Raw genomic sequence first — 11,272 nt, forward strand, 5'->3', positions numbered from 1 at the left:
CACATGTATTGGCTGACACACCGTATTCGCGAGCAAGCCCGCTCCCACATTTTTAATCCAGTCGCTTCAGAGGGATCAACGCATCGGCGGCAAGCCATACGCCGCCAAATCAAAGTCAGCCAACTTGCGAATAATCTGGTCAGCATGGTGATACTTGCTGTCCGCCATCGCCTCATCCGGCACCGCAATCGCGGTCATGTGCGCAGCCTTGGCCGCCGTCACGCCAAACGGCGAATCCTCAAACACCAGGCAATCCTCCGGTGCCACACCCAAGCGGCGCGCCGCCGTCAGGAAGATATCCGGCGCCGGCTTGGCCGCCCCGACCTCCGGGTCATCCGCCGTGACGATGGTGTCGAACAACCCAAACCACTCACGGTGCAACGTAGTCTTGTGGCCAAACGAGTTGCGCGACGAACTGGTGCCCACGGCAATCGGAATGTTATGCGCCTTCAAATGCCGCACCAGCGCCTCAGCACCCGGCATGCCCAAGGCCTTGGGGAAACGCTCGCTCATCAGCGGCTCGCGGATCACCAGGAATTCTGCGGGGGTAATCGGCAGGTCCAGCGCCTTGACCACGTAATCCGCCAGGTCCTGGGCGCCGCGACCAATGATGTGCTGCTTGATCCCCCAGTCATAGGTACGGCCATAGCGTTCGGCGATGATCTGTGTGACTTCGGTGTAGATGCCTTCTGTGTCCAGCAACAACCCGTCCATATCGAAAATGACAGCCTTGATCGGGACAGCGGTACGCGGTGCATTCATCACTACAGATCCGTGGGCAAAAGGACTAAAAGGATTCAGCACAATAACGGCCAGCGTTACCTGCAAGCAACCGTTACGGCCTTGTGCCGAATCCAGTCAGTGCGTCACTCGGGAAAATCCGCCCCCTCAGTTACCTCAGCCCACGCATCAAAATCCGCACTCAGCGCCTTCACCTTGGTCCGCGCAAAGGTCAACGCAGCCTTGCCCAGCAACAGGCGCAATGGCGGTTGCTCAGCCTCCACCGCCTTGACGATGGCAATCGCCGCGCGCACCGGATCACCCGGCTGCTTGCCGCTGTAGTTGCGAACCATATTGGCCCGTGCCACCGCCGTTTCCTTGTAGTCGGCAATCCCGTGAGCCGCCTCGTTGGCCGAACGCCCGGCCCAGTCGGTGCGGAACGGGCCCGGCTCGACCAGCAACACCTTGATCCCCAACGGCGCGACTTCCTGGGACAGCGCCTCGGAAAGGCCCTCCACCGCAAACTTGGTCGCATTGTAGAAACTCAGCGACGGGAACGCCGCCACACCGCCCACCGAGGAAATGTTCACGATGCTGCCCGAGCGCCGGGCGCGCATGCCGGGCAAGGCCGCGCGGGTCATGGCGCTCAAGCCCCACACGTTGATTTCGAACATGTTGCGCACGTCATCCAGGTCGCTTTCTTCGAAGGAGCCGAAGTAGCCGACACCGGCGTTGTTGACCAGTACGTCGATATGGCCGAAACGTTCTTCAGCCGCTTTGACAGCCGCCTCGACCTGGGCCTGGTCGGTAACGTCCAGCGTCAGGACCAGCGCGTTTTCTTCGTGACCGGCAACGATGTCTTGCACCTGCTGCGGATTACGCGCGGTGACCACGGTCGGGTAGCCGAGGCTCAGGGTGTGCAACGCCAGCTGGCGGCCGAAACCGGTGGAGCAGCCAGTGATGAACCAGACGGGTTTTGCGGTGGAAGTCGTCATAAAGGGCCAATCCTCGTGTGTGTAGGAAAAGTATGCGCGCCGCTGTTCTTGCTAAAAAGATGCATAATCCACAAGGCCCTTTCGGAAATACCACACAATGGACACGCCCGATTTTCAGCAGTTGCGACTGTTCCTGCAGGTCGCCCGCTCGAAAAGCTTCACCCAGGCGGCCGACGCCAGCAGCCTGTCGGTGTCGACCGTCAGCCATCGCGTGCGCGCCCTCGAGAAACAGTTGGGTGTGCAACTGCTCAACCGCACCACCCGCAGCGTCAGCGTGACCGAGGCCGGCGAGCAGTTGATCCAGAAGATCACGCCGCTGCTGGAAGAACTGCAAACCAGCCTGCACAGCGTAGCAGCGGCGACGGTCGACGCCGCCGGCACCTTGCGCCTGAACATTCCCTCCACCGCCAGCCGAATGGTCCTGCAACCGTTGCTCCAGCGCTTCCTGCGCAAATACCCGGGCATCAACCTGGAAGTGGCGGTGGACAACAGCCTGGTGGACATCGTCGCCCAGGGTTTTGACGCGGGCATCCGCTACGACCATGTGCTGGCCGAAGACATGGTGGTGGTGCCGGTGGCGACGCAGTTGCGATTCGTCATCGTCGCCACGCCGCAGTATTTGCAGGGGCGCAAACTGCCCACTCATCCCCACGACTTGCTGGAGCATGAGTGCGTCAACTACCGCAGCGCGCAGACCGGCTCGCTGCACCGCTGGGACTTTGAAAAAGCCGGCAAGCAGATGCGGGTTACGGTAAAAGGCCGGCTGGCGACCAACGATGTTGAATTGATGGTGCGCGGTGCGCTGGACGGGTTTGGCTTTGCCTACGTGGCGCGCTCCAGCGTCGAGCAGTACCTGCAACGCGGTGAGTTGGTGGAGGTGCTGGACGACTGGATTGCCCACAGCGCGCTGTATTTGTATTACTTCAACCGTACGAACACGCCGAAGAAATTGCGGGTGTTTATCGAGTTCCTGAAGGAAGAATTCGGGACCTGATCCATTCAAAAAGCGAACCCCATCATGCTCTACCGTTTCGCCGCCGACGGCCTGGTGCTGTTTCATTTGTCGTTCATTCTGTTCGTGCTGTTTGGCGGTTTGCTCGCCCTCAAATGGCGACCGGTCATGTGGCTGCATTTGCCTGCCGCCGCGTGGGGCGTTGCCGTTGAAGTGTTCCATCTGCCCTGCCCGCTGACCCGCTGGGAAAATCTGTTTCGTCATTTGGCCGGGCAGGACGGATATGACGGCGGCTTTATCGAGCATTACATCCTGACCCTGATCTACCCGGCCGGGCTGACGCCGCAGATTCAATTGGGGCTGGGCGCGCTGGTGCTGTTGATCAATATCGCGGTGTATGTGCGATTGATCAGGCGCTCCTAGGCAAGCAACCAATACCAACTAACGTCGCCTCAACCGCCTCGTCCAACGGTGTGTGGGGTTCGCTGCCCAGCACCTGCACCAGGCGGCGGTTATCCATGCGTACCTCGGTTTGCCACAGGTAGCGCATCTCCTGCATCTCGCGGAAGGTGGTGACAAAGGGCGCGGCCAGTTTCAGCAGCCACCACGGGAAAGCACGTACAGAAGGCTGTTGGCCGGTCTTGCGTGACACCACCCGCTGAATCGCCTGGCTCATCTGCCGACCGTCCGCATCTATGTGCCCCGCCATATGAAAGCGGGCGAAGGCATCAAGGCTGTCGCGGCGTGCAATCAACTCGACCATGGTCCTCGCCACATCAGGCAGGTAAGCCCACTGATGCCCCACGCCTGGCGCTCCCGGATAACTCACGCTGGCCACCGGTTTTGCGGGTTTGACCAGGCCTTGGGAAAACCAGCTGCTGCCGGCCTTGGCGCCGAAAAAATCGCCTGCCCGCACGATCAGCGCTCGTGCGCCCTGCCGGGTCGCCTCAAGCAAACGCTGCTCCAGCTCTACCCGGATCGCGCCCTTGCGGGTAAGGGGATGCTGCGGCGAATCTTCCTCCAACCGCGCGAATGCATCAGGCCCGAAGTTGTACACCGTGCCCGGCAAGACAATCGTCGCCCCTTCCGCGACTGCCGCCGCGATGCTGTTGTCGATCATCGGCAGCACCAGCTCCGCCCAGCGCTGGTAACCGGGCGGATTCACCGCATGCACGATCACCGAACAACCCCGGGCCGCTGCGACGACTTCCCCACGGTTCAGCGCATCACCTTTTATCCAGGTGAAATCGGCGTTCTGTTTGTGGGCCTTATCCACATCCCTAGTCAGGGCACATACCTGCCAGCCGGCAGCGAACAACTGCCGCGCCACCTCGCCACCAATCCCGCCTGTCGCGCCCATTACCAGAACCTTGTTCATGCTTTTTCCCCTGAGGGTTGTGTGATGGGGCGATTCTGTTTGCCGGCGAGCTATAGAGGAATTGCCGAAGATCATCCAGACGCTATACATTTATGCATGGCATCAAATATTGGTTGGGAGCTTTACCGGTCGTTCCTCGGGGTACTCAAGGAAGGATCGTTGTCGGGGGCCGCACGGCAGCTCGGCATCACGCAGCCCACGGTCGGGCGGCACATCGCTGCGCTGGAAAAATCCCTCAACGTGGTGCTGTTCACCCGCTCCGCCAGCGGCCTGTTGCCCACGGCGGTCGCCCTCACCCTGCGCACCCATGCCGAAACCATGGAAACCACCGCCGCCGCACTCGAACGTGCAGCCTCGCCCCAAGGCCCCGAAGTACGCGGCGTGGTACGGGTGTCTGCCAGCGAAGTGATCGGCGTGGAAGTCCTGCCGCCGATCATCACCCGCCTGCGCCGGCAGCACCCGCACCTCAAGGTCGAACTGGTGCTGAGCAATCGCCTGCTGGACCTGCTGCAACTGGAGGCCGACATCGCGGTGCGAATGGTCCGACCCAGCCAGGAACAACTTCTGGCGAAAAGGATCGGCGTTATCGAAGTCGGCCTGCATGCGCGCAACGACTACCTGCAACAACATGGCACACCCCAGAGCCTGAATGATCTCTCAGCTCATTCAGTCATCGGCTACGACCAGGAAAGCGCCTTCATCCGCAGCCTGGCCGTCAAAGGCTTCGACCGCAGCGCCTTTTCCCTCAGCAGCGACAGCGACCTCGCACAACTGGCCCTGATCCGCGCTGGCGCCGGCATCGGTGGCTGCCAGGTCAAACTGGCCCGGCAAGACGCCCGCCTGAGCCGAGTGCTGCCGGACGCATTTGCCCTGCAACTGGACACCTGGGTCACCATGCACGAAGACCTGCGCAACAGCCCGCGCTGCCGCGTCACCTTTGACGCCCTGGTGGCCGGTTTGCAGCATTACGTACAGGATTGAGACAGCTTCTCTGGTGAAGAATCAGAGTCCCTCAAACCCTTCATAGACGCCCCCATGTCCGAAGCCTTCGAAGTCCCCAGCCCCCACGAAAAACACGTCGAACACGCCACCGAACATGCCCACCGCAGCGGAGACAATTTCGCCAGCCGCATCGCCGTGATGACCGCCATCATGGCCACCGTCGGCGCCATGCTCAGCTACCAGGCCGGCTCCACCGAAAGCGAAGCGGCGATGGACAAAAACAACGCCGCCATCTTCAAGACCGAAGCCGCCAACCAGTGGAACTACTACCAGGCCAAATCCAGCCGGCAGAACCTTGCGGAGCTGGCGACGCATATTCCGGGGGTTGATGCCAAGCACTACACCGACGAGATCGAGCGTTATAAAACCCAGAAGGAAGACGTGCGCAAACAAGCCGAAAAGCTCGAGGCCACGTCGAAGGAATGGGATGAAAAGTCAGAACAGGCGCTGCACCAACATCACCGCTGGGCACAGGCGATGACCGCGATTCAGATCGCGATTTCGCTGGCGGCGATTACCTTGCTGACAAGGAAGGAATGGTTGAAGCGCATGGCGTATACCGCCGGTGGTGTGAGTGTGGTGTTGGGTGGGATGGCGTGGTTGCATATTTAGGTTCCATCCTGCCATCGCTATATAGTAAAACGCATAACGCCTGACACTATAAAGCCGAGGAAAAGCCGGTGACCGCACAATCATCCAAGGAAGCTGTGGGCGTCGCCTACAGCATCGACTCAATGCGCTACGCCCAGGCCATGACTTGGCGCGCGATCGAAGCACTGTCCAAACTCATCCGCCCCGGCATGCTCGAATCCGAAGCCCGCGAGCTCGGCAAAAAAGTCCTCGCCGACCTCGACATGCAGCGCATCTGGCACCCGCTGCTGGTGCGCTTTGGCGCCAACACCCTCAAGACCTTTAAGGAACGCTCCGACGGCGACCCGGTGCTGGGGGAAAACGACATCTACTTCATCGACATGGGCGCCGTTTGGCAAGGCCATGAAGGTGATGCGGGGGCGACCTTCAGCACTGGCAACAACCCGGAGATGGCCGCGTGTGCGCGCGCAGCGAAAGAGTTGTTTGACCGGGTGGAACAGCGCTGGAGGAACGATAAAGTCGTCGGCCTGGAGCTGTATCGTTTTGCCGAAGAGCAAGCGAAGGAAATGGGTTGGGTGCTGAACCTCGACATCAAAGGGCACCGCGTCAGCGATTTCCCCCATGCGATTTACCGTGGCGGTGATCTTGGGGATTTTGACCAGTATCCGAATGAAGGGCTGTGGATCCTGGAGATCCAGATTGCGCACCCGAGCGCGGCTTATGGTGCGTTTTACGAAGATTTGCTGGCTTAATTTTTCAAGGAATAAAGATGGAACGCTCGACCGAATTTCCCGTGCTGTTGTTTTCCTACGGCACGCTGCAGGACAAGGCTGTGCAACTGTCCAACTTTGGGCGGGAGTTGGTGGGTCAGCAGGATGCGATGCTGGGGTATTCAAAAAGCTGGGTGGAGATTACCGATCCTGAGGTATTGGCGGCCAGCGGCAAGACCCATCATCCGATCGTTGCTCCCAGCGGGCGCAATGAAGACAGTGTTGAGGGGATGGTGTTTCAGATTACCGAGAAGGAGCTGGCGGCGGCGGATACGTATGAGGTGTCGGACTATAAGCGGGTTTCGGTGGGGTTGGCTTCGGGGTTGACGGCTTGGGTGTATGTGCAGGCTTGAGGGGGTGCAGTTGGTCAGTCGGAGTGATTTCCTACAGATCAATCGGAAGGCGCGACCTGCCGGGTTTGTGACGTGGGGCATATAGTTCGCCGGTCGCTCTCATAGCGACCGGGTTTGGCGACTCGACTATAAGACGGCAGAAGCCTCCCGGCTAATTTGCGGGATGCTCCTGCGCGCAATAAGCTACCCAATGGTAGCTGTGCGCGGGAGACCTTCGGGTCTGCCGGCATTGTCCGTCTTTTTCCGGTTCGCCAACCCGCGTACAGCTGCCACCTTTTGTTTGGCGACAAATGTGTGGCTACTCTCCTCCTTAAGAGAACGGACATCACATATGAATCAATACATGGCCCTCACCAGCAACGATTGCGAGACACCTGCCCTTTTTGTAGATACCACTGCGCCGCTGGACGTACTGCTTGACGCTGCCGGTTATCGAATTCGCGCTGTTACTCAAGTTCTTGAAAATCTGGCACTGCGTGCAGAAATCAGCAGCGATACGGTTGTGCTCAGTGACTTTTCGCTGCTGTGTTCGATTCCGTTGCGCGATGGTTGTGATTTGCTGGATGTGATAGGTCGGCGCATGGCTATGCGGTGTTCCTAAACCCATTGGCTTGATCCCGCACAAACGAAAAAGGGGCGACCTCTCAGTCATCCCTTTTTTGCGAACATTACCAACCTAAACGCAACGCGTGCCACGAACCTTATGCTCGTACTCCCAGCCCTTACACGCCAACCCTACATGCTTGGGAATCAGAGCGGCCCCGCTGCTGTAGGAAGTAATAGTCCTACGAGTGAAGCCCAGCTCTACAGCCGCGGCGGAAAGCGACAGGTTGTTGCTGAGCATCCATTTTCTGAAGTCCTGCGTCAGCATGACCTCGCCGGACTGTTCCAGCGCCAAACGATGCAAGGTGCCGGAGGACAACTCAAGGTCATTGCCCCAAGTCACGTCAAGGCCCCACTCACCGACTTCAACCCGACCAAATAGAGCCAAGTCCTGAAGGGGTTTTAGAATCGGGAAGGTATTTATGTGATCAGTGAGATCAACGGTATGCCGCTTGCCGTTATTCCACTCAATTTCGATGGCATGCTTGCCGGCAACTGGTTGCACAGCAGAGATGCGAAGCTTGCTGGTCATAAGTCAGTTCCTCCGGTTTTGTTCATTCCATACCCGTCTAGACAAGGAGCTGAAGCTAGAGAAAATTTTTTCCTAGCACAACCAAATATTCAAACCCCAGAAACCACAAAACCCCTGGCTTCTCTCGAAACCAGGGGTTTTGTTTACATCGAATTTGGCGGTGAAGGAGAGATTCGAACTCTCGATACAATTTCTTGTATACACACTTTCCAGGCGTGCTCCTTAAGCCACTCGGACACTTCACCGTATCTCGTCAAACTGATTCAGTCTGTCGAGGCGCGCTAATGTAGTCGAAAGCTTTTCCGATGGCAAAGGTTTTTTTCAGAATTTTCATGCGCTTAGGCGGTTATGCCGTTCCAGCCCTCTGCGGCGCCACGCACACCACGGCGATTCTGCCATTCTCGGGCACTCGCGGCGCTTGTCTATAGTAGCTGCTGCGCCTTGCCGAAGGCCGCCTGCGGGTGGGCATGGGGGAAAAGTCTGACTGGGTAGTCAGTCATGGCGCTTTACCAGGGCGGGCGCGGTGGGTAACGTCTGCCGTCTGTCCTTCTATTACAAGCATTACAAGGAATCGCGTCATGAGTGAGTTGATTGCCTACCACCTCGAAGACGGTATCGCGACCCTGACCCTGAGCAACGGCAAGGTGAATGCCATTTCGCCGGCAGTGGTCAGTGCGTTTAATCAAGCGCTGGATCAGGCCGAGAAGGATCGGGCGGTGGTGATCATCACGGGCACGCCGGGGATTTTGTCCGGTGGCTATGATTTGAAGGTGATGACCGCCGGCCCTAAAGAAGCCGTGAGCCTGGTGACGTCGGGCTCCACCCTCGCCCGCCGCCTGTTGTCGCACCCCTTCCCGGTGATCGTGGCGTGCCCCGGGCACGCGGTGGCCAAGGGGGCATTCCTGTTGTTGTCGGCGGATTACCGGATCGGTGTGGACGGGCCTTTCAGCATTGGCCTGAATGAAGTGATGATCGGCATGACCATGCACCACGCCGGGATCGAGCTGGCGCGGGATCGTCTGCGCAAGTCGGCGTTCCACCGTTCGGTGATCAATGCCGAGATGTTTAACCCGCAGGACGCGTTGAGCGCCGGGTTCCTGGACAAGGTGGTCGCGCCGGAAGCGTTGCAGGCAGCTGCACTGGAAGCGGCTCGCCAGTTGAAGAAGATCAATATGAACGCCCACAAGCACACCAAGCTGAAGGTGCGTAAGGCGCTGCTGGAAGCCCTGGATGACGCGATCATTCAGGATCAGGGGCACTTGGGTTAATCAAACCTACGCCTGCTGAATCGAAGCCCGACCTTGAGTCGGGCTTTTTCTTACAAAGAATTCCGGATTGCCTACAACCGCTCTAAACAGTGTCTGTCACAGCATGTTGAAACATGCGCTTAAACATCGCCTATCTCCTGACTCTATAGGGGCAATTGCCGAATACAGTGCACATCCGTACACTGCGCCACCTTTTGTCCCGATGGGCCGTGTCGATGCTTTTTTTGTTACGCATGTTGTTGATGGGCCTGCATTTTATGATTGCGGGCGTACTGGGCGTGCTGCTGGGGATCTGTCGGCCGTTCAATCCGGACAACAGCCGTTACTGCGCGCGCCTGTATGCGGTACCGGCGATGTGGCTATTGCGCCTGCGAGTGAAGGCCGATGTCGACTCGCTGCGTAACAAGCCCAGCAGTTGCGTGATCATCGCCAACCATCAATCCAACTACGACCTGTTTGTGTTCGGCACCGTGGTGCCGTACCGCACGGTGTGTATCGGCAAGAAGAGCCTGAAGTGGGTGCCGTTGTTCGGACAGTTGTTCTGGCTGGCGGGCAATGTGTTGATCGACCGGGGCAATGCGCACAAGGCGCGGCGTTCGATGCTGACCACCACCCACACCTTGCAGCATGCCGACACCTCGATCTGGGTGTTCCCGGAAGGCACGCGCAACTTCGGTGAAACCCTGCTGCCGTTCAAGAAAGGCGCGTTCCAGATGGCGATCGCCGCAGGCGTGCCGATTGTGCAGGTGTGTGTCAGCACCTATGTGAAGCAGATGAAGCTCAATAGCTGGAACAGTGGCGATATTCTGATTCGCTCGTTGCCGCCGATTCCTACGAAGGGGCTGACGATGGATGACATGCCGCTGTTAATGCAGACCTGTCGCGAGCAAATGCGCGACTGCATCGAGGCGATGGACCGCGAGCTGCAAACCACGCCTGCAATCACGGCTGAACCCCGCCGAATTTGCTGACTCTGATTGGGCAGGGCAGCTAAGCTGCCTGACAGTTGTCATCTGCCATTCAAGAAGAAGCGATCAGCACTATGGGTAGAGTTGTTGCGGCCGCCGTCTATAGCGCCGGAAAGAAAGTCACTGATATCACCCTCGACGAAGGCGCCGCGTGGGCCGCCAAGCCTGACCACTTTGTGTGGATCGGCCTGGAAGAGCCCAGCGCACTGGAACTGGCCAACCTGCAGCGCCAGTTCAACCTGCACGAACTGGCCATCGAAGACGCCCTGGAAAAACACAGCCGCCCCAAGCTTGAAACCTTCGGCGACGCGCTGTTTATCGTGACCTATTCGCCGGTGCGCGATAACGGCAAGCTGGAGTTTATCGAAACCCATATCTTTGCCGGCAACGGCTACATCATCACCGCCCGCAACGGCCACTCGGCATCCTACGGCTATGTGCGCCAGCGCTGTGAGGCGCGACCGCTGTTGCTGGAGCATGGGGAAGATTTCGTACTCTATGCGCTGCTGGATTTTGTTACCGAGAACTACCAGCCGGTGAGCGAGGCGATTCATGCCGAGGTCGATGAACTGGAGCGCAACGTGTTGTGCAACTCCCTGAGTGAAGCGGATATCCAGAAGCTCCACGGCCTGCGCCGCGATGTGCTGCGACTGAAGCGCTATGTGGCACCGATGGTGGAGATCAGTCAGGAATTGCAGAAACTGAGCTTCCCGTTTATCGACAAGAACATGCGTCCGTACTTTCGCGATGTGCAGATTCACGTCACCCGGCAGATGGAAGACCTGACCACCTTGCGGGATATCGCCAGCCAGACCATCGAGATTGGGGTGTTGCTGGAAGCCTCGCGCCAAAGCGTGGTGCAACGCAAGTTTGCCGCGTGGGCAGCGATTCTGGCGTTCCCGACGGCGGTGGCCGGGATTTACGGGATGAACTTCCAGAACATGCCGGAGCTGCAATGGCACTACGGCTATTTTGCGGTGCTGGGGTTTATTGCGGTGGGGTGTACAAGTTTGTGGGCCAGCTTCAAGCGTTCAGGCTGGCTGTAGGAAACCTGCTGTTGTGGGGGGGGGGGGGTTGTCCGCCGTGGGGGGGAAGAAACCCCAAAACCTCTCCCCTTTCTTCACCCAAACAAAGAAAAAC

The 11,272-nt window shown here is 58.7% G+C and carries 14 protein-coding genes and 1 tRNA gene; 10 read left to right on the plus strand and 5 right to left on the minus strand.

The features are described 5' to 3' along the window. Positions 1 to 75: 75 nt before the first annotated feature. Together ACW9I6_RS25365 and ACW9I6_RS25370 are read right to left on the minus strand one after the other, a co-directional pair. Positions 76 to 762, minus strand: a complete 687-nt coding sequence (locus tag ACW9I6_RS25365) for an HAD-IA family hydrolase (protein ID WP_004371166.1) — start codon at positions 760 to 762, stop codon at positions 76 to 78. 104 nt (positions 763 to 866) lie between these two features. Continuing rightward, positions 867 to 1,715 carry an oxidoreductase gene (locus tag ACW9I6_RS25370; RefSeq protein WP_087692746.1) on the minus strand — a complete coding sequence of 283 codons (849 nt, stop codon included), beginning with the start codon at positions 1,713 to 1,715 and terminating at the stop codon, positions 867 to 869. A 97-nt stretch (positions 1,716 to 1,812) separates the two neighbouring features. Between ACW9I6_RS25370 and ACW9I6_RS25375 the strand changes: the two genes are divergently transcribed. Next, positions 1,813 to 2,709: a LysR family transcriptional regulator gene (locus tag ACW9I6_RS25375; protein ID WP_004371170.1), complete on the plus strand. Its 897-nt coding sequence runs from the start codon at positions 1,813 to 1,815 to the stop codon at positions 2,707 to 2,709. A gap of 24 nt (positions 2,710 to 2,733) precedes the next feature. Next, positions 2,734 to 3,090, plus strand: coding sequence for a DUF2784 domain-containing protein (locus ACW9I6_RS25380; protein WP_178966483.1), 357 nt, complete (start codon positions 2,734 to 2,736; stop codon positions 3,088 to 3,090). On the opposite strand, the gene ACW9I6_RS25385 is transcribed toward ACW9I6_RS25380, so the two are convergent. Beyond that, positions 3,077 to 4,045 (minus strand): SDR family oxidoreductase, encoded by a 969-nt coding sequence (locus ACW9I6_RS25385; RefSeq protein ID WP_457339972.1) that lies wholly within the window; start codon positions 4,043 to 4,045, stop codon positions 3,077 to 3,079. The two genes, ACW9I6_RS25380 and ACW9I6_RS25385, sit on opposite strands and share 14 nt — an antisense overlap. Positions 4,046 to 4,141: 96 nt before the next feature. On the opposite strand from ACW9I6_RS25385, the gene ACW9I6_RS25390 reads away from it, so the two are divergent. From ACW9I6_RS25390 to ACW9I6_RS25410, 5 genes are all read left to right on the plus strand, one after another. Continuing rightward, positions 4,142 to 5,026 carry a LysR family transcriptional regulator gene (locus ACW9I6_RS25390; RefSeq protein WP_457339973.1) on the plus strand — a complete coding sequence of 295 codons (885 nt, stop codon included), beginning with the start codon at positions 4,142 to 4,144 and terminating at the stop codon, positions 5,024 to 5,026. A 54-nt stretch (positions 5,027 to 5,080) separates the two neighbouring features. After that, the gene (locus tag ACW9I6_RS25395) at positions 5,081 to 5,659 is read left to right on the plus strand and encodes a DUF4337 domain-containing protein (protein ID WP_008434886.1); all 579 of its coding nucleotides are present in this window, start codon (positions 5,081 to 5,083) and stop codon (positions 5,657 to 5,659) included. A gap of 68 nt (positions 5,660 to 5,727) precedes the next feature. Beyond that, complete coding sequence (locus ACW9I6_RS25400; protein ID WP_457339974.1) at positions 5,728 to 6,390, plus strand: M24 family metallopeptidase; 663 nt, start codon at positions 5,728 to 5,730, stop codon at positions 6,388 to 6,390. A 17-nt stretch (positions 6,391 to 6,407) separates the two neighbouring features. After that, positions 6,408 to 6,761: a gamma-glutamylcyclotransferase family protein gene (locus ACW9I6_RS25405; RefSeq protein ID WP_457339975.1), complete on the plus strand. Its 354-nt coding sequence runs from the start codon at positions 6,408 to 6,410 to the stop codon at positions 6,759 to 6,761. Positions 6,762 to 7,092: 331 nt separating this feature from the next. Continuing rightward, a complete protein-coding gene (locus ACW9I6_RS25410; protein WP_083853206.1) occupies positions 7,093 to 7,362 on the plus strand; it encodes a short-chain dehydrogenase in 270 nt (89 codons plus the stop codon). A 75-nt stretch (positions 7,363 to 7,437) separates the two neighbouring features. Here the strand turns inward: ACW9I6_RS25410 and ACW9I6_RS25415 are convergent, their stop codons facing one another. Next, positions 7,438 to 7,896, minus strand: a complete 459-nt coding sequence (locus ACW9I6_RS25415) for a DUF2442 domain-containing protein (protein WP_219406023.1) — start codon at positions 7,894 to 7,896, stop codon at positions 7,438 to 7,440. Between the two features lie 155 nt (positions 7,897 to 8,051). After that, positions 8,052 to 8,141 (minus strand) — tRNA-Ser (locus tag ACW9I6_RS25420). Between the two features lie 333 nt (positions 8,142 to 8,474). On the opposite strand from ACW9I6_RS25420, the gene ACW9I6_RS25425 reads away from it, so the two are divergent. The 3 genes from ACW9I6_RS25425 to ACW9I6_RS25435 all read left to right on the plus strand — a co-directional run bounded on the left by ACW9I6_RS25425 (position 8,475) and on the right by ACW9I6_RS25435 (position 11,178). After that, positions 8,475 to 9,164, plus strand: a complete 690-nt coding sequence (locus tag ACW9I6_RS25425) for a crotonase/enoyl-CoA hydratase family protein (protein WP_102604813.1) — start codon at positions 8,475 to 8,477, stop codon at positions 9,162 to 9,164. Positions 9,165 to 9,379: 215 nt separating this feature from the next. Continuing rightward, positions 9,380 to 10,135 carry a lysophospholipid acyltransferase family protein gene (locus ACW9I6_RS25430; protein ID WP_004371188.1) on the plus strand — a complete coding sequence of 252 codons (756 nt, stop codon included), beginning with the start codon at positions 9,380 to 9,382 and terminating at the stop codon, positions 10,133 to 10,135. Between the two features lie 71 nt (positions 10,136 to 10,206). After that, positions 10,207 to 11,178: a magnesium and cobalt transport protein CorA gene (locus tag ACW9I6_RS25435; protein WP_004371189.1), complete on the plus strand. Its 972-nt coding sequence runs from the start codon at positions 10,207 to 10,209 to the stop codon at positions 11,176 to 11,178. Positions 11,179 to 11,272 lie beyond the last annotated feature (94 nt).

This window comes from Pseudomonas sp. SDO5522_S412, assembly GCF_054071215.1.